The organism is Olsenella absiana (genome assembly GCF_036408855.1).
Lineage (GTDB): Bacteria > Actinomycetota > Coriobacteriia > Coriobacteriales > Atopobiaceae > Olsenella_K > Olsenella_K absiana.
This window is the reverse complement of the sequence record NZ_JAZGJQ010000009.1, coordinates 57196-72855: the sequence shown is the minus strand read 5'-3', so window position 1 is coordinate 72855 and position 15660 is coordinate 57196. Positions and strand designations below refer to the sequence as shown.

At 63.4% G+C, this 15660-nt stretch carries 20 protein-coding genes and 1 pseudogene; 13 read left to right on the top strand and 8 right to left on the bottom strand.

Annotated elements, in window-relative coordinates:
- Positions 1 to 4: 4 nt before the first annotated feature.
- From VXJ25_RS07920 to VXJ25_RS07905, 4 genes are all read right to left on the bottom strand, one after another.
- Positions 5 to 937 (bottom strand): site-specific integrase, encoded by a 933-nt coding sequence (locus VXJ25_RS07920; protein ID WP_330958671.1) that lies wholly within the window; start codon positions 935 to 937, stop codon positions 5 to 7.
- A gap of 37 nt (positions 938 to 974) precedes the next feature.
- Complete coding sequence (locus VXJ25_RS07915; RefSeq protein WP_330958670.1) at positions 975 to 1346, bottom strand: hypothetical protein; 372 nt, start codon at positions 1344 to 1346, stop codon at positions 975 to 977.
- Between the two features lie 609 nt (positions 1347 to 1955).
- Positions 1956 to 2162 carry a hypothetical protein gene (locus VXJ25_RS07910; protein ID WP_330958669.1) on the bottom strand — a complete coding sequence of 69 codons (207 nt, stop codon included), beginning with the start codon at positions 2160 to 2162 and terminating at the stop codon, positions 1956 to 1958.
- Between the two features lie 73 nt (positions 2163 to 2235).
- A complete protein-coding gene (locus tag VXJ25_RS07905) occupies positions 2236 to 3120 on the bottom strand; it encodes an SDR family oxidoreductase (protein ID WP_330958668.1) in 885 nt (294 codons plus the stop codon).
- Positions 3121 to 3228: 108 nt separating this feature from the next.
- Between VXJ25_RS07905 and VXJ25_RS07900 the strand changes: the two genes are divergently transcribed.
- A complete protein-coding gene (locus tag VXJ25_RS07900; protein WP_330958667.1) occupies positions 3229 to 3750 on the top strand; it encodes a TetR/AcrR family transcriptional regulator in 522 nt (173 codons plus the stop codon).
- 154 nt (positions 3751 to 3904) lie between these two features.
- Here the strand turns inward: VXJ25_RS07900 and VXJ25_RS07895 are convergent, their stop codons facing one another.
- The 4 genes and pseudogenes from VXJ25_RS07895 to VXJ25_RS07880 all read right to left on the bottom strand — a co-directional run bounded on the left by VXJ25_RS07895 (position 3905) and on the right by VXJ25_RS07880 (position 6150).
- Positions 3905 to 4180 (bottom strand): hypothetical protein, encoded by a 276-nt coding sequence (locus VXJ25_RS07895; RefSeq protein WP_330958666.1) that lies wholly within the window; start codon positions 4178 to 4180, stop codon positions 3905 to 3907.
- 191 nt (positions 4181 to 4371) lie between these two features.
- Positions 4372 to 5061 (bottom strand): annotated as a pseudogene (locus VXJ25_RS07890) (type II toxin-antitoxin system HipA family toxin); the annotation flags it as partial.
- Positions 5062 to 5072: 11 nt separating this feature from the next.
- Positions 5073 to 5369, bottom strand: a complete 297-nt coding sequence (locus VXJ25_RS07885; RefSeq protein WP_330958665.1) for a helix-turn-helix transcriptional regulator — start codon at positions 5367 to 5369, stop codon at positions 5073 to 5075.
- A 322-nt stretch (positions 5370 to 5691) separates the two neighbouring features.
- Positions 5692 to 6150: a MerR family transcriptional regulator gene (locus VXJ25_RS07880; protein ID WP_330958664.1), complete on the bottom strand. Its 459-nt coding sequence runs from the start codon at positions 6148 to 6150 to the stop codon at positions 5692 to 5694.
- A 159-nt stretch (positions 6151 to 6309) separates the two neighbouring features.
- Between VXJ25_RS07880 and VXJ25_RS07875 the strand changes: the two genes are divergently transcribed.
- The 12 genes from VXJ25_RS07875 (at position 6310) to VXJ25_RS07820 (ending at position 15576) form a co-directional block, all read left to right on the top strand.
- Positions 6310 to 6438 carry a hypothetical protein gene (locus VXJ25_RS07875; RefSeq protein ID WP_330958663.1) on the top strand — a complete coding sequence of 43 codons (129 nt, stop codon included), beginning with the start codon at positions 6310 to 6312 and terminating at the stop codon, positions 6436 to 6438.
- A gap of 8 nt (positions 6439 to 6446) precedes the next feature.
- The gene (locus VXJ25_RS07870) at positions 6447 to 6995 is read left to right on the top strand and encodes a flavin reductase family protein (protein WP_330958662.1); all 549 of its coding nucleotides are present in this window, start codon (positions 6447 to 6449) and stop codon (positions 6993 to 6995) included.
- Between the two features lie 87 nt (positions 6996 to 7082).
- Complete coding sequence (locus tag VXJ25_RS07865) at positions 7083 to 7208, top strand: flavodoxin (RefSeq protein ID WP_407941927.1); 126 nt, start codon at positions 7083 to 7085, stop codon at positions 7206 to 7208.
- Positions 7209 to 7235: 27 nt separating this feature from the next.
- A complete protein-coding gene (locus VXJ25_RS07860) occupies positions 7236 to 8258 on the top strand; it encodes an aldo/keto reductase (protein ID WP_330958660.1) in 1023 nt (340 codons plus the stop codon).
- Between the two features lie 148 nt (positions 8259 to 8406).
- Positions 8407 to 8925: a flavodoxin family protein gene (locus tag VXJ25_RS07855; protein ID WP_330958659.1), complete on the top strand. Its 519-nt coding sequence runs from the start codon at positions 8407 to 8409 to the stop codon at positions 8923 to 8925.
- Positions 8926 to 8939: 14 nt separating this feature from the next.
- Positions 8940 to 9497: a cyclophilin-like fold protein gene (locus VXJ25_RS07850; RefSeq protein ID WP_330958658.1), complete on the top strand. Its 558-nt coding sequence runs from the start codon at positions 8940 to 8942 to the stop codon at positions 9495 to 9497.
- A 159-nt stretch (positions 9498 to 9656) separates the two neighbouring features.
- The gene (locus VXJ25_RS07845; RefSeq protein WP_330958657.1) at positions 9657 to 10055 is read left to right on the top strand and encodes a S24/S26 family peptidase; all 399 of its coding nucleotides are present in this window, start codon (positions 9657 to 9659) and stop codon (positions 10053 to 10055) included.
- A 90-nt stretch (positions 10056 to 10145) separates the two neighbouring features.
- Positions 10146 to 10793, top strand: coding sequence for a flavodoxin family protein (locus VXJ25_RS07840; RefSeq protein WP_330958656.1), 648 nt, complete (start codon positions 10146 to 10148; stop codon positions 10791 to 10793).
- A gap of 31 nt (positions 10794 to 10824) precedes the next feature.
- Entirely contained in the window at positions 10825 to 11067 is a 243-nt protein-coding gene (locus VXJ25_RS07835) for a hypothetical protein (RefSeq protein WP_330958655.1), read from the top strand.
- Entirely contained in the window at positions 11064 to 12074 is a 1011-nt protein-coding gene (locus VXJ25_RS07830; RefSeq protein WP_330958654.1) for an NADP-dependent oxidoreductase, read from the top strand. The genes VXJ25_RS07835 and VXJ25_RS07830 overlap by 4 nt, the downstream gene beginning before the upstream one ends.
- A 55-nt stretch (positions 12075 to 12129) precedes the next feature.
- Positions 12130 to 12957, top strand: a complete 828-nt coding sequence (locus VXJ25_RS07825) for a nitroreductase family protein (protein ID WP_330958653.1) — start codon at positions 12130 to 12132, stop codon at positions 12955 to 12957.
- Positions 12958 to 13044: 87 nt separating this feature from the next.
- Positions 13045 to 15576, top strand: a complete 2532-nt coding sequence (locus VXJ25_RS07820; RefSeq protein WP_330958652.1) for an excinuclease ABC subunit UvrA — start codon at positions 13045 to 13047, stop codon at positions 15574 to 15576.
- Positions 15577 to 15660: the final 84 nt, after the last annotated feature.

The window sequence follows — 15660 nt, the reverse complement described above, 5'->3', positions numbered from 1 at the left end:
ACGGTTAGACAAGGCTGGTGAGAGAGCGCATCACCAGATCCACATCCTTGTTCTCCAGCTCCTGGATGATATGGAGATAGGTCTTCTCTGTGGTGTTCATGCTGGCATGGCCTAGCCTCTTCGCGACGCTCGCTATTGACACCCCTGCGAAGAGGAGCAGGGAGGCGTGCGTGTGGCGCAGCCCGTGTATCGTGATTACTGGCACCCCAGACTTCTTGCATAGCCTCGCGAGGGTGTTGTTTGCCGTCGAGTTGTAGATCTTCTCGTTCTCTCTGACGAAGACGGGGCGTTCTTCTGGAAGGTCCTTTACCAGGACGGAGAACTGAACTATCAGCTGCCAGTCAATCTGGACCTTCCTGATAGAGGACCGGTTCTTTGTCGGCACGAAGCCCCCGCCGTTCTTGTAGTCCCAAGTTTTGCTTACAGACAGCGTCTGCCTGGTGAAGTCGAAGTCTGACGGGGTGATTGCGAGCGCCTCGGAAAATCGCAAACCGGTCTTTGCGACCAGAAGGATGAACCACTCCCAGCTGATCTCTGGCCCCAAATCGAGGCTAGCGAGCAATCTATGGAGCTCGAACTGGTTAAGATAACGGCTCTTCTTCGGGCGCGGTGGCTTTCCCTTGACGATTGCCTTCCTAGTCGGGTCTCTGGGCACGAGCCCGTCATCGACCGCATCGAGCACGGCCCCCTTTAGCAGGTGATGGAAGTCCATCGTGGTCTGCCGCTCGTGCTCCTTCGCGTAACCGTTGAGAATCCTCTGGTAGGAGACCCGATCGAGCTCCGACAGTTTCATGTCTGGCGCTAGTCTCTCTATCCAAGCAAGTGCAAGATGGTACTTGTTGAGCGTCACTTGCCTTACTGCATTTTCCTTGTATATGGAAATCCATTCCTTGTAGTAGTTGCAGAACAGGTCATTGCCGGAAAGTTCGTTAAGCATCGTTCACCTCGATAATGCATGCAGGGCGACTCTCTTCTTATGGATGGAACCAGCGGAATTGGAATACCGCAAGAAGGAAGTGAAGACTCACGCTGACGGTGGGGGGGAGGCCGCGGGAGGCTTGGCTGCGGCCGTGGCGGCAGGAAATGGGCGACCGCCCGGGTTTCCCCGAGCGTTCGCCTTCCTGCCGCGGGCGGTCTTCGTGGTCTGACGTCCTAGGCCACTCCCTGCTCTCCACCCACTGCCAGGCGCCTATGAGATGGCGGAGCCTCACCTGGCGCTCTCCCGTCGCGACGACGGAGACAACGTTGTGGCGTATCGCGTCCACGTCGCCGTGGTCCGCCAGGTAGAGCAGGCACGCGCGCCTCATCGTCGCGAACTCGGCGGCGCCCACGCTGAGCTCGGGCATACTGGCCGAGCCCTCCTCGTATGCGGAGATGACGGCCACGAGCACCGTCTCGTCCCCCGCATTGCCATGCGACACGCCTCGGCGAGCTCCCCTGCCAAGCGCCCCAGGAGGCACGTGGCGGCGTCCGCAGCGTCCCTCGGCGCGGAGAAGAGGTCGACGTACTCCATGACCGCCGAGACGTCCTTCTCCGCGAATGCGACCTCTTCGAGGTCCGCGTTGCCTCAAGCGTCGTAGATCCACCTCATGGCATTTCCTCCAGTCCTCGCGGCCGCTTGATGTGGCAGCCATGCTACGACGGACGGGAGTGATTGATGGCAATGCGTCGCGGGGATTCTCCGGGCAAATGTCGGGAATTTGGTGCCGGTGCCGACGACCCGCGAATCGTGACATCCGGCACCCAGACGCCTTGCGCCGGACCCGCCTTGGATGGCGGTCGGATCGGTCACCCTTGCAGGAGTGTCGCAAGCATGCCCCAAGGCCGACACACCACGATTCCGGAAGGCGTCGGCCGCGCTGGAGCTGAAAGGCAAAAAATTAGGCGGAGGCGCTCGCGCGTCCCCGCCACATAAAACCCTCTCGGGTCTTGACATCCGTATTCACTATACCCATTCAGAACCAGCGGTCGACCAGCCCGGCGGGGAATTCCATGGAAGCCTCCGCCGAGGCGTCGGGGCGGGTGATGGAGAGCACGGACCTAATGCCACCGGCAAGGGTACGGAGCTCGGCTGGCGCCTCGTCGGCGAGCGCGGTCCCCTCGGCCATGCGCCTGTGGAGGAGCAGGAGCGAGGCTATCTGCTGGAGGCGCGGGTTCCTCATCCTGGATGCCCTAGGCCTCTTCGAGAAGCCCGGTCCAGCAGTGCCCCTGCACATGCGCCATGCGGATGCGGCCCTATGCTTTCCGGCTCATAGATCTTTTTGCGGCTGCAAGCACCAGCGGGTTTGTTACCGGAATGTCCTCGATATCCTTTTTGAGCTTCAGCGCCTTCATCTGCGTGTCCGCATAATCGACATTCAGCTCAAGGCCAGACACGAAGCTGGCCCCGGCAGAGTTCACGAACACGATAGGCCATGCCATCTCGAGGGATGTTGCCAGACGACCCGCGGCTCCGGCCTCCTTGAGCAGGGCCTCTTCGCCGCCTGCCATCTTCTGGAACTCGCTCTTCATACCGGTATCGGTACTTCCGGGCAGCACTGTGTTCACGCGGATACCCTTCTTGCCAAGCTCAGTCGAGAGGCGCGCTGCATAGTAGCTGATGCATCTCTTTGCAAAGATGTAGGCGAAGGTCGAAGGAGAAGACTTCTCAAGGTGCGCGATGGCCTCCTGGACCGCATCCCAGGACGAGGAGGATATAACCTTCTCCTCCTCTTTCCGGTACTTCATCCAGTTGAGTCCGGCGGTGGACGATACGTACATGATTGCTCCGCCAGCGCTCATGCGTGTCTTCAAGTACTGCTCGGTAATGTACCAGTTTGCCGTGTAATCGCAGTTGAACGTAGTGGCGTAGTCGGTTTTCAGACCGCTGAGCCCGGCTATTCCGAAGTAGCAGTCGATGTGGTCAGGGATCTTGAGGAATGCCTGGTCAATTGCTGCCTGGTCGGACAGGTTGACCATTATGTACTCATTGATCCCCTCGACAGGGCACTCGCGCATGTCAAGCGCGTAAACCTCTGCGCCAAGCTCTGCCAGGATCTTGGTGGTCGCAAGCCCCATGCCACTTGATGCGCCGGTAACAACGCACTTCTTCCCCTCGTATCCCAAGAGTTCGTCAATCATCGCAGTCTCCTCCCTCGATATAGTGTGCTGTGGCTGAGTGTACTGGCATGGCTGTGGGGCAAAGCATGCGGAGACGTGGGCCTGAGACAGGTGGGGAGGATGTGTCTCATGTATTCGAGCGAGATGTCTATCATGCATGCCCTTTTCACCATCATGGACAAGAAGGCTCTGCCAGACGTCACCATGCGCGAGATTGCGCAGGAAGCAGACGTCTCGCGCGCAACGCTGTACCGGCACTTCTCCTCGCCCGAAGACATCGTTCGGCGTTGGCTCCGAGAGCTTTGCCGAAAGGTGGTAACCGATCAGGATTCGTGGGAACCTAACAGCCGCGAGGCAATCCTGCATGCCTTTACCGTGCTCTACGGTGAGAGAGGCACCCTCAGGTGTCTGGCTCGGCAGGGACTGGACCATGAGGTGGCCCGTGCCATGTACGACGCGACCCTGTACCAGGTCCGACGACTCGACGTTCTGCATAGCAATTATCAGATCTATTACTTTGCGGGCGCCTCGATGGGGTTGCTTTCGTGCTGGACTAGGGGAGGCATGAAGGAAAGCCCTGAGGAAATCACTGACATCTTCATCGAGCTTCTCCATGGCTACATGGATGTGCACGGCTCCCAGGACCAATAGCTCTCAATGGCGTTCTGCGCCTCGAGCAAGTCCTTGGGTGGTGCAATCGCCAGAGGACGGTCTTCTCGCCGTCCTCTGGCCACGTTTGACGCGTCCTCGCAGTCGCGCAGTCTCGTTATCCCCCGCACGGCATGCGACTCGACTGCCACGCAACCTACAGGCTATGCTTCTTGAGCTTCTGGTCGAAGATTGCATTCACGATGTCGCTGAGCTGTGAGCGCGCTTCGTCAGGAAGCGGACCCTCCTGCGCTGCCGCGGCATAGAGCTCGGGGTGCTCGTGCTCGATCTTCTCGAAGGTCTTGCTCAATGCATGCTTGCGTACGAAGAACGGTATGCGCTTCACCTTGGCGTCATCCACCAGATCCAGGATCTTCCTGTTGGCGGTCTCGCTACTCGAAGAGCCAATCGGCCCTGTCTCCTTCTCGGCCATGCGTCTTCCTCTCCTCGGTAAATAAATTGCGCACAATGTATCTTAGGTATACTGAATGCCGCCTGCTGCGGCAACATGCGATATGCACAGCTTGTCCACGGAGTCGGGAGGGCTTGGTAGAAGAACTCTCAGAGCTATGCCCTGAGGCGTCGTTGTCATCTGCTGGAGGCGGAGGTTCCCATTCGCGCGACTTAGCTGAACGCCTCGTTTAACGCCTGGACGCGCTCGTCCACCACACGGCCCATCAGTTCGGCCTCCGCCTCCTTGCAACCGTTTCGCCTTGCAAGGCTTCTCCACGAATGTGCCGCGCCTACCACCCTCGCGACCGCAGACGCGCTCTTGTCGGCTGTGAGGCCACATGCTTCTGCCAGCTCCCGCAGTCCGTCGATCTCGGACCTGCCCGTCTCGCCAAAGACCGACGTGACGCGCTGTTTCCCTGGGTCGGGATTGATGTTGACGTCAAATACGGGGGAGAGGGCCCAGCTTTCTCCTTTTCGAAGGAGGCCCAAGTTCCGTAGGTGGTCGTCTGTGTTGTGCAAGGCGATGGACAAGGCGATGCGCGTGAACAGGGATTCGAGCTGGGGGAGTGGATCTCGACACCAATCCACTAGCGCGTCTGCAACGTCAGCGTAGTCGCATTGCGATCCGTCACGTGCACCGACTAGGCTCATGGCGCTCAAGTAGGGAATCCTCGGTCCATTCACAAGCGAGCCCTCGCGGTCGAATCTCTCTAGCAGAAGGACCGAATCAGATCCTATCCTGAGCAGTCTTGCCACAGGGACCGCGAGTCCGACCGCTCTGGCGACGTCGAGGCTGGTCTTCTCCCATGCCATAACGTCCCACTCGTCGCCTGGGTGCGAGAACTTGGCGAGAAGGAGCCTGCCCCTGTCCGTTACCGATGCCTGCTCCTCACACGTTGTGGAAGCGCTTGGTCGGCCCTTGCACGCCCCAAGTCCGTCTGATAGGGGTCCGTTGCCTCAACCACGGCGTTGAGGGTCTGCAGCGTCCGACATGCGTTAAGGAACGTCTCGAGGCTAACGGAGGGATCGCCGTTCTCCAGGCGCGAGATGGTCGCACGTGAGACGTTGGCCTTGTCGGCAAGCTCCTGCGAGGTCAGCCCGTATAGCCTGCGCCATGTGGCTATGTTCTCGCCGATGCTCTTGGCTGCTAGTTTCGTTTTGGCTGACATAGGTCGCTTCATAATGCCACCTGTCATATTTATATTACGTAAAGTGCTATTACGTATAATAAACTATACGTAATTAGTAAATCAAGCCAGTCTGCAGTACCCTTCGGTGAGGCGTGAACAAGGATTCGTCTGGACTGCGGCGGAAAGGGCCGAGTCAACCGTCGAAAGCAGGGGGTCCTGGACCGGGCGTTCGTCGGGCGGCAAGAACCTAACCTTCTGCTGAAACAGAGCGCTCATGCGCGGCAACGGATCGTGCATGACATTAAAAGCATGTACACAAGGACCGTCGTCGAGCCCTCCGCGCGCGGCGCTTTCCGGCAACCTAGTACCTGTTGATTCGGCACTCCGCCTTGATGCGGCGGATGTCTTCCGGAAGCTCCTCGATGGGCATGTTCTTGGGCGTGTCGCAGGTGCCCGACTTTGCCGCCACGTCGTAATACCAGCACTTGTAGGTGATGAAATCGAGCGAGAGCCTGAGGTCCTCCATCTGCCTCAGGATGGCCTCACGCCGCTCGTTCACGATGTGCCGGCGCTCCTCGATGGTGGAGTCTCCCTCGCGATAGAGGTCTATGTAGCGCTTGATCTCGCGGATGGGCATGCCAGACACCTTGAGGCGCTCTATGAAGCGCGCCCACTCCAGGTCGTCCTCGGTGAACACGCGGATGCCGCCCTGGCTTCGCGCCATGTCCGGGAACAGTCCGTTCTTGTCGTAGTAGCGGATGGTCGACGCCGGCATCCCCAGCACGGCCGCTGCCTCCCCAATGGTGTAGACCTTCTCCAAAACGCTTCCCCTCCTGGTGGTGCCCCGCACCCCGTCACAGGATGTGAAGCCACTTTCACAATCTAGAGAAAGTATATTGACTTAAACCTTAGTCTAAGTCTGAGAATCGTCCCAGCGACTCGACTTGCGGCGTTCTTCGAGGGCAGGGAGGACGCTCCCGTGATCGGCGTCTCCAACCACAACCTCGCGGAGGTCAAGCAGGCGGACGCAATCCTGCGCGAGCTCGAAAATGTCGCGGACTCTCTCGGCATCAACGCCGTGCGCGCCTGGGAAAAGAAGATGGACTAGGAGAGACAATGGCAAGGAAGAACCTTGGGTCGAAGCTCGCACTGTACCCCACGCCCGTGACGGTCGTGGGCGCCATGACGGACAAGGGCCCCAACTGGCTTCTCATCGCGCACGTCGGCATCATAGGGCACGACAGGGTGACCATCAGCTGCGCCAAGCAGCACTACACCAACCAGTGGATCCGCAAGAACGGCACCTGCTCGGTCAACCTGATCGATGAGAAGCTCCTTCGCGCAGCCGACCACGTGGGCGGCGTGAGTGGCACCAAGGAGGACAAGTCCCGCGCCTTTGCGTGGAGCGCGGCCGAGGACGGCGCACCGCTCATCGACGAGTCGCCCCTCTCGCTTGCCTGCTCCGTCGAGGACGTGTACGAGACGGACGGCTTCGAGACCTTCGTGCTCGCGATCGACGGCACGTACGTGGACGAGGCATGCCTGGACGAGAAGGGAAAGATCGACTACGGCAGAGTGGCCCCGGTCCTCTTCGAGTTCCCCACCTACTCGTACTGGAGTCTTGGCGAGCGCGTCGGGGGATGCCTGCGTCTCGACAGGGAGTAGTCTCGTGCCTGGCGTAAACGGTGGGCTCGGATACCGCGACATCCTGACGGCGCCAATCCAAATGAGGGAGTGTTCACTTTGACAAGAATGATCGTCACGTACTTCAGCGCTACCGGCACGACGGAGATGGCGGCGGAGGCCCTTACAAAGGCAACTCACGCCGAGCTCTACCGGATTGAGCCCGCAGAGCGGTACACGAGGCTTGGGATATAGTTGGCTTTCTGCCGTAAGGAGGCAATCGTGGAGTACGCAACTCTTGGCAAGACCGACATCAAGGTATCGCGCGTGTGCATCGGCGGCATGAGTTTTGGCAAGGTGTTCCCCGACTTTCACCAGTGGGTCATCGACCAGCCGGCAACGCAAGCAGTCCTCAAACGTGCCCTTGAGCTCGGCGTAAACTTCATCGACACGGCGAACTGCTACGCGCACGGTACGAGCGAGGAGTTCATAGGCACTTCTCTGAAGAACCTCGGGGTGAGGCGCGAGGACGTTGTGCTGGCGAGCAAGGTGTTCTTCAACGAGGGAAGCCTCGGGCACCTTACCAAGGCCGCGATAGAGCACGAAATCGACGGCACCCTACGGCGCCTTGGCACCGACTACCTGGACCTCTACATCATCCACCGCTTCGACTACGACACACCCATCGAGGAGACCATGGAGGCGCTGGACGGCCTCGTGCGCGCAGGTAAGGTGCGGGCACTGGGCGCGAGCGCGATGTACGGCTACCAGTTCCACAACATGCAGGTCACGGCTCAGGAAAACGGTTGGGCCCCGTTCAGCACCATGCAGTGCCACTACAACCTGCTGTACCGCGAGGACGAGCGCGAGATGATTCCCGTGTGCCGGCAGTACGGCGTGTCGCTCACCCCGTACAGCCCGCTCGCGAGCGGCCACCTCACGCGTCCGACGTGGGACTCCGAAAGCAGACGCTCCAGGACCGACTCCACCATGCGCGAGAAGTACGACCACGACCAGGAGCTGGATATGCCGGTGGTCGCGCGCGTTGCCGAGCTGGCGCAAAGGCGAGGCGTACCCATGGCCGACATCGCGCTCGCGTGGCATTGGGCCCGTGGGGTTACCGCGCCCATCGTGGGCTGCTCCAGGCCCGACCGCGTGGACGATGCCGTGAGGGCGCTGGACTTGAGCCTTTCTGCCGAGGAGGTGGGCTTCCTCGAGGATCCATACCGCCCCCACGAGCTCGTTGGCCCCCTCGCGCGTCCGGGGGAGAGACCCCTTGCGGGCACGACCGACCCGACGAAATAGATGTGCACGCCCGCCCGATACCGTCGCAGTACGTGTGGTTACCTCAGCCACAGCGTTGGTGTCAGCGTAAGCATCTTTTGTTTATGAGCCATAGAGACCTTACGCGGGCTGAAGGGATCCTATGACATCACGATCAGGAAGGCATAGCATGAAGATACTCGTCCTGCAGGGAAGCGCCCGCAAGAATGGGCATACGACCGCGTTGGCCCAGGCGTTCGCCGAGGGAGCGCGCGAAGCGGGCCATGAAGTGACCGTGTTCGACGTTGCCTCCATGGACATCCATGGGTGCATCGGGTGCGAGTGGTGCCACACCCAAGGGAACGGCGAATGCATCCAAAAGGATGACATGCAGCAGATCTACCCCCATTACGCCAGCGCTGACATGATCGTGCTGGCAAGCCCGATCTACTACGGCTCGTTCACGGGGCAGCTGCACTGCGCCATCCATAGGACCTATGCCCTTGGGATCCCGAAGGCATGCAAGAAGATGGCCATGATCCTGGATTCCGGATCTTCGAGCGTATATGCCGCGGCCGAGCGCATCTACCATGGGTTCCTGCAAGGCTGGTACGGCGCGGAGGACTGTGGCATCTTCGAATATCCCGGCGCAGCCGCGTCCTCTCCCCAGAACCTGGAAGAGGTTCGCCAGTTCGGCCGGAGCTTGTGAGGAGGAAGGGCCCCGTGAAGAGAATCCTGTTGACAGCTGCCTTAGCGTCCGTGCTCTGCGTCTCCTTCCTTGGAGGATGCGCTCAGGAGCAATCCAGCGATAAGAATGGCGTGAATGCATCCAGTGCGAATGCGGTCGCACCTCAAGAGATCGATCCTGCGAACCAGGATGCAACGGCATCGGCTACCAACCAAGGGGAGGAGTCCTCTATGAACCCGTCCATTTCAACGGTCATGCTCTCGATTGAGGGACACCAGTTCGCCATCGACCTTGCTGATAATGAGACAGCAGCAGCCTTCGCGACGATGCTCCCGCTGCAGACGGAGATGAGCGAGCTCAACAGCAATGAGAAGTACGTCTATCTGGACAGCTCGCTCCCGACTAACGCGTCCAACCCCGGTACCATCGAGGCAGGGGATGTGATGCTCTATGGGGACAACTGCCTGGTGGTCTTCTACGAATCCCACGCCACCTCCTATGCCTATACGCGCATCGGCAAGATAGCGGATGCTTCGGATTTGGCGGCCGTGGTGGGAAGCGGCTCCATCAGCGCAAGCTTCGCTGCCGCGTAAGTGTACATTCGTCATGTCGAGGGGAAGGGGAGAAGGACGGGCTTCGATGGGAAGGGGAGAGGTTCCGGCGTGGTAGCGTCCGTCGTTGGACGACCACGCTCGATAGGGGAAGTCCTCTCCACCGAAGGCGTCTTCGCGGACGCCGCACGCGGGACGAGCATGCTGCCCCTCATCCGCGAGGGGCTCGACACCATCGTCGTGGCGCCCTGCTCGGCTGGCGACCTCGTGCCGATGGACGTGGTCCTCTACGAGCGAGAGGGCGCCGAGGGGGACGGCACGTACGTGCTGCATCGGGTCGTGGCGGGCGAGGCCCACGGCGTCTTAGCGCTCGGCGACAACTGCACGTGGCTCGAGGAGGTCTCGCCCTCGCAGGTGCGTGGCGTGCTCGTGGGGCTTTATCGACCAGACGGCCGGGCGAACGTCCTCGGGACCTGCCGATACCGCGCTTACGTCGCCCTTTGGTGCCGTCCCTGGAGAGCGCGCGTCGCCCTTTTAGGGTCCTGCCGCCGACTGCGACGCCGTGTGGGCCTGACCCTAACGGGCCTGAGGCCTCGATAGCGCGCCAAGCTGCGTGAGTCCAGCCTTGAGGCGCTCACGCCACACGTAGAATGAGCATGTGCGAACGAGGTCCACGGGGAAGGGAGACCCATGGCGCAGACCCTGGTACTCAACGCAAGCCCTCGCAAGGCCTGGAACACGGCAAAGCTCCTGAAGTCGGCGGCCGAGGGCGCCAGGAGCGCCGGCTCCGAGGTCGAGTACATAGACCTCTACGACTTCGACTTCACCGGCTGCAGGAGCTGCATGCTCTGCAAGAGGAAGGGTGCCGAGAGGTGCCACTGCTACTGGAAGGACGACCTGTCCCCGATAATCGACAAGGTATTCCGGTCGGACGTCCTTCTCGTTGGCACTGCGATTTACCTGGGTAGGCCCACGAGCCGCTACTTCGAGGTTATGGAGCGGCTGCACTTCTGCGCGCTGTCCTACGACGACTACAGCAACTACTTCACCGGGAAGGTGAACGTAGGGCTCTTCGTCAGCATGAACGCGTCGAAGGAGTTCTACGACAGGCTCTACAAGGACGCGTTAGAGGGCTACGCGCAGGAGCTGCAGATGCTCAACGGGGTGGTCTGCCTGTACCCGTGCTTCGACACGCTGCAGGTGGCGGATTACTCCAAGTACTCCATGGCGGGCTTCGACGAGGCCAAAAAGAAGCTCTCACGCGAGAAGAACTTCCCCAAGGACCTGGAGAACGCCTACGGGATCGGGCAGAGGCTGGTGCGCGAGTGCAGCAAGTGAGCTTGACGTAGAGAGCCATCTGCCCCTCGACGTGTACCGCGCGGTCGAGGAGACGGATGACGTCCACGTGTTCGACATCCACCAGAACCCCAGCGACTCGTGCATCGTGGGCAGGAACATCCGCCCCGTGCTCGGGGGGATGTTCCGCCACGCTGAGCAGGTGGTGGAGGCGGAGCTCGCGGGCGCGACGCTCGCGGACTGCATGGCGCGCATGCGCGAACGGATCGAGAGGGACGAGAAGAGCTCGCACCAGCAGGAAGGCGGCAAGCGATGAAGTCAGCGATTCTGGACGGCTACGACAAGAGTGGCGCGACCCTCGCGGTGCGCGACATCCCCGTCCCCGAGCCCGCGGCGCACGAGGTTCTCGTGCGCGTCCACACGGCGGCGGTGAACCCGCTGGACAACATGATCGTCCGCGGCGAGGTGCGCCTCATCGTGCCGTACCGCACGCCTCTCGTGATGGGCAACGAGTTCTCGGGCACCGTCGTCAAGGCGGGCTCTGCGGCAGGAAGGTTCAAGGCCGGCGACCGCGTGTACGGACGCATGCCGCTCGCGAAGATCGGCGCGTTCGCCGAGTACGCTGCCGTGGACGAGTCTGCCCTGGCAACCGTGCCGGCCTACCTCTCGATGGAGGAGGCGGCGTGCGTGCCCCTCACGGCGCTCACCGCCATGCAGGCGCTTGATCTTATGGAGGCGAAGGCGGGCCAGACGCTCTTCATCTCGGGCGGGATGGACAGCCTCGGCGCCATGGCCATCCCCATCGCCGCGCGCATGGGCCTCGTGGTGTCGACCAACGGCAGCGCCCGCAACGAGGAGCGCGTCCGCAAGCTCGGCGCCAGCACCTTCATCGACTATAAGGCGCAGCGCTACGCCGACGTCCTCCACGACGTCGACTGCGTGCTCGACACCCTGGGCGAGCACGAGCTGCCGGACGAGTTCCGCGTGCTCAGGCGCGGCGGGCACCTCGTGTCGCTGCGTGGCCTCCCCAACGGCCGCTTCGCCAGGCGGGCGGGCCTCTCGCCCGTTAAGCGCGCGCTCTTCGGCATCGCCGGCCACAAGTTCGACAGGATGGCGGCGCAGAAGGACCAGACGTACGACTTCGTTTTCGTCCACGAGGACGGCGCACAGCTCGAGCGCGTAGGGGAGCTCTTCCCCGCGGAGCGCCCGCTGCAGGCCTCTATCGACGGCACCTACGGGCTCGACCAGGTCAACGACGCGCTCGAGCGCGTGAGGTCAGGCCACTCCCAGGGCAAGACACTGCTGCGCATTTCGCAGGACTAGGGTCACTCCGGCAAGACGCAGCGCGCAGGGGCGAGAAGAACAGGGGACACACCACATGGATTCCAGCACCATCAAGGCACGCAAGAGCGTGCGAACCTTCAACGACAGGCCCATCCCGGACGAGGTGCTGGCGAAGCTCGAGGACTTCACCAAGCACGACACCAACCCCTTCGGGGTGCCCGTGACGTTCAAGTTCCTCGACCGCAAGCGCGACGGCGTGTCCAGCCCCGTGATCGTCGGTGCCGACACGTACGTCGCCGCCAAGTACAGGAGGCAGGAGGACGCGGAGCTGGGCTTTGGCTACTCCTTCGAGAGGTTCGTCCTTCTCGCCACGTCGTTGGGGCTGGGGACGGTGTGGCTCGCCGGGACGATCGACCGTAAGGCCTTCGAGCGCGCCTTGGGCGTGGGGGCCGACGAGGTCATGCCCGCCGTGACCCCCCTCGGCTACGCCGCCGACAAGAGGTCCTTGCGCGAGACCCTCATGCGGAAGAACATGAGGGCGGACGATCGCGCCCCGTTCGAGTCTCTCTTCTTCATGGGCGACTTCGACCATCCCCTCGCCGAGAGCGAGGCGGGCGGCCTCCTGGAGCCGCTCCAGATGGTTCGCTGGTCCCCCTCCGCGACCAACAAGCAGCCGTGGCGGCTCGTCATCGAGGGCGACAAGGTCCACTTCTACGAGCACAAGACCAAGGGGTACGCGCGGGAGTCGACCGGCGACATCCAGAAGGTCGACATGGGCATCGCGGCGTGCCACTTCCAGATCGCCGCAGAGGAGGCGGGCCTGCCCGGCGAGTTCCTCAAGGAGGACCCCGACCTCAGGACGCCCGAGGACACCAGCTACGTGACCACGTTCGTGACCTCCGCCGAGGCCCCGCGCGCCTGACGGCTCGGCCCGCCTCTCCGCGAGGGCGAGCGAACCGCGCCGCTGCCGTACAATGCGGAGCGGCAGTCAAAGCAAGGGGGTCACAGCATGTCTAGCGCCAGCTCCGCCCCGCGCGCCATCGAGGTCCGCGGCGCGCGCGTGCACAACCTCAGGAACGTCGACGTCTCCGTGCCGCTCGGAGAGCTCGTAGGCGTCGCGGGCGTCTCGGGTTCGGGCAAGTCGAGCCTCGCGCTGGGCGTGCTCTACGCCGAGGGCAGCCGCCGCTACCTCGAGGCGCTCTCGACCTACACGCGCCGCCGCCTCACGCAGTCCACCCGGGCCGACGTCGACCTCGTCGAGCACGTGCCCGCCGCCCTCGCGCTCAGGCAGCGCCCGGGCGTCCCGGGGGTGCGCTCGACCTTCGGCACCTCGACCGAGCTCTTGAACGGACTGCGCCTGCTCTTCTCGCGCGCAGGCTCCTACACCTGCCCCAACGGCCACCGCTGTCCGCCCACCACGAGCGTGGCGCTCGAGCGTCCCATCACCTGCCCCACCTGCGGCGCCACCTTCTACGGCCAGGGGGCCGAAGAGCTGGCCTTCAACTCGACGGGCGCGTGCCCGACCTGCCAGGGCACGGGCGTCTCGCGCGTGGTGGACGAGGCCTCGCTCGTGCCAGACGAATCGCTCACCATCGACGAGGGCGCGGTCAAGCCCTGGGGCAGCCTCATGTGGAGCCTCATGGCCGACATCGCGCGCGACTGCGGCGTCCGCACGGACGTCCCCTTCCGTGACCTCACCCCTCGCGAGCGAGAGTTCGTCCTCCACGGCCCCGCGGAGAAGCACCACCTGCTCTATCACAACGAGAAGACCAACACCGCCGGCGAGATGGACTTCACCTACTACAACGCCGTCTACTCGGTCGAGAACGCGCTCGCGCGCGTGAAGGACGAGAAGGGCATGAAGCGCGTGGCCAGGTTCCTGCGCGAGGGGCCCTGCCCCGACTGCCACGGGACCCGCCTCTCCGCGCGGGCGCGCGACCCACAGGTGCTCGGAATCAACCTGGCGGAGGCCACGGCCATGACGCTGGACGAGCTCGCGGCCTGGCTGCCCCGCGTGGCGCCGTCGCTTCCTCCCGAGGTCGCCGCCATGGCCGAGCAGATCGTTGCGACCATGGCGGAGCCCGTCGCGCGCCTGCAGCAGCTGGGCCTCGGATACCTGGCGCTCGACCGTGCGAGCTCCACGCTCTCCAACGGCGAGCGCCAGCGGGTACAGCTCGCACGAGCCGTGCGCAACCGCACGACGGGTGTCCTCTACGTGCTCGACGAGCCGTCCATCGGCCTGCACCCCTCTAACGTCGAGGGGCTTCTCGGAGTGGTGGACGACCTCCTCTCGGACGGCAACTCCGTCGTGGTGGTCGACCACGACGTGCGGGTGCTGCGCCATGCGGACCACCTGATAGAGGTGGGGCCCGGCTCGGGCAAGGACGGCGGCACCGTCATCTGCCAGGGGAGCGTACGTGAGGTCGAGAAGGACCCCGCCTCCCGCATCGCCCCCTTCCTGTCGGGCGAGCGCGTGATCCGCACGCGCGGCCGCGCCACGAGCGACGCCCTGTTCGACCTCGGGCGCATCCACCTCGAGACCGGCCAGGTCCACACCGTGCGCCCGCTCTCCGTGGACGTGCCGCAGGGGCGGCTGGTAGCCGTGACCGGAGTCTCGGGGTCGGGGAAGACCACGCTCGTGCTCGAGTGCCTCGTGCCCGCCCTCCAGGCGAGCATCGCGGGGGAGGCGCTACCTGCGCACGTCCGCGCCTGCGACGCGCCGGGCATCGGCCGCGTGTGCCTCATCGACTCCACGCCCATCGGCGCGAACGTGCGCTCCACGGTGGCCACGTACTCCGGCGTCATGGACGACCTCAGGCGCGCCTTCGCGCAGACCGCGGCGGCCAAGGCGCTCGGCCTGAAGGCGGGGGACTTCTCGTACAACACGGGGTCCCTCAGGTGTCCCAGCTGCGACGGCACCGGCACGATCTCCCTCGACGTGCAGTTCCTCCCGGACGTCGAGATCGACTGCCCCGACTGCCGTGGGTCGCGCTTCTCACGGGAGGCCTGGGACGTCCGCCGGCATACGAAGCGCGGCACGGGCGACAAGGACGGCGGCGTGAGCCTGCCCCAGCTCATGGGGATGACCGTAGACGAGGCGCTCGGCCAGCTAGGTGGGCTGCGCCGAGCGTCTGCGAGGCTCCGGACGCTCTCCGACATCGGCCTCGGCTACCTCACGCTGGGCGAGGCCACGCCGGCGCTCTCCGGCGGCGAGGCGCAGCGGCTCAAGCTCTCGAGCGAGATGGGCCGCAGCCAGGAGGGCACGCTCTTCGTCTTCGACGAGCCCACGATCGGCCTGCACCCGCTCGACGTCGAGGTCCTGCTCCGCGTGCTGCAGGGGCTGGTGGAGCACGGCGCGACCGTGGTGGTCATCGAGCACGACCTGGACATGATCGCCAACGCGGACTACGTGATCGACCTCGGACCGGGTGGCGGCGAGGCCGGTGGGCGCGTCGTGTGCGCGGGGACCCCCGAGGACGTGGCGGGGTGCGCGGAGTCGTTGACCGGGCGCTATCTCGCCGAGGAGCTGGCCTCGGGGTAGGCGCCGGGGCCACGCTGCCCGACCAGGCGGAAAGGTGGTTTACTGGGTACGAAAAAGTGGGTATGCCAAGGGCCTCCCGTGCGT

What these genes read in the sequence shown, in the direction of transcription:
- VXJ25_RS07920 (WP_330958671.1), bottom strand. Translation starts at nt 937, where the DNA reads ATGCTTAACGAACTTTCCGGCAATGACCTGTTCTGCAACTACTACAAG.
- VXJ25_RS07915 (WP_330958670.1), bottom strand. Translation starts at nt 1,346, where the DNA reads ATGCCCGAGCTCAGCGTGGGCGCCGCCGAGTTCGCGACGATGAGGCGC.
- VXJ25_RS07910 (WP_330958669.1), bottom strand. Translation starts at nt 2,162, where the DNA reads ATGAGGAACCCGCGCCTCCAGCAGATAGCCTCGCTCCTGCTCCTCCAC.
- VXJ25_RS07905 (WP_330958668.1), bottom strand. Translation starts at nt 3,120, where the DNA reads ATGATTGACGAACTCTTGGGATACGAGGGGAAGAAGTGCGTTGTTACC.
- VXJ25_RS07900 (WP_330958667.1), top strand. Translation starts at nt 3,229, where the DNA reads ATGTATTCGAGCGAGATGTCTATCATGCATGCCCTTTTCACCATCATG.
- VXJ25_RS07895 (WP_330958666.1), bottom strand. Translation starts at nt 4,180, where the DNA reads ATGGCCGAGAAGGAGACAGGGCCGATTGGCTCTTCGAGTAGCGAGACC.
- VXJ25_RS07885 (WP_330958665.1), bottom strand. Translation starts at nt 5,369, where the DNA reads ATGTCAGCCAAAACGAAACTAGCAGCCAAGAGCATCGGCGAGAACATA.
- VXJ25_RS07870 (WP_330958662.1), top strand. Translation starts at nt 6,447, where the DNA reads ATGGCAAGGAAGAACCTTGGGTCGAAGCTCGCACTGTACCCCACGCCC.
- VXJ25_RS07865 (WP_407941927.1), top strand. Translation starts at nt 7,083, where the DNA reads ATGATCGTCACGTACTTCAGCGCTACCGGCACGACGGAGATGGCGGCG.
- VXJ25_RS07855 (WP_330958659.1), top strand. Translation starts at nt 8,407, where the DNA reads ATGAAGATACTCGTCCTGCAGGGAAGCGCCCGCAAGAATGGGCATACG.
- VXJ25_RS07845 (WP_330958657.1), top strand. Translation starts at nt 9,657, where the DNA reads ATGCTGCCCCTCATCCGCGAGGGGCTCGACACCATCGTCGTGGCGCCC.
- VXJ25_RS07840 (WP_330958656.1), top strand. Translation starts at nt 10,146, where the DNA reads ATGGCGCAGACCCTGGTACTCAACGCAAGCCCTCGCAAGGCCTGGAAC.
- VXJ25_RS07830 (WP_330958654.1), top strand. Translation starts at nt 11,064, where the DNA reads ATGAAGTCAGCGATTCTGGACGGCTACGACAAGAGTGGCGCGACCCTC.
- VXJ25_RS07825 (WP_330958653.1), top strand. Translation starts at nt 12,130, where the DNA reads ATGGATTCCAGCACCATCAAGGCACGCAAGAGCGTGCGAACCTTCAAC.
- VXJ25_RS07820 (WP_330958652.1), top strand. Translation starts at nt 13,045, where the DNA reads ATGTCTAGCGCCAGCTCCGCCCCGCGCGCCATCGAGGTCCGCGGCGCG.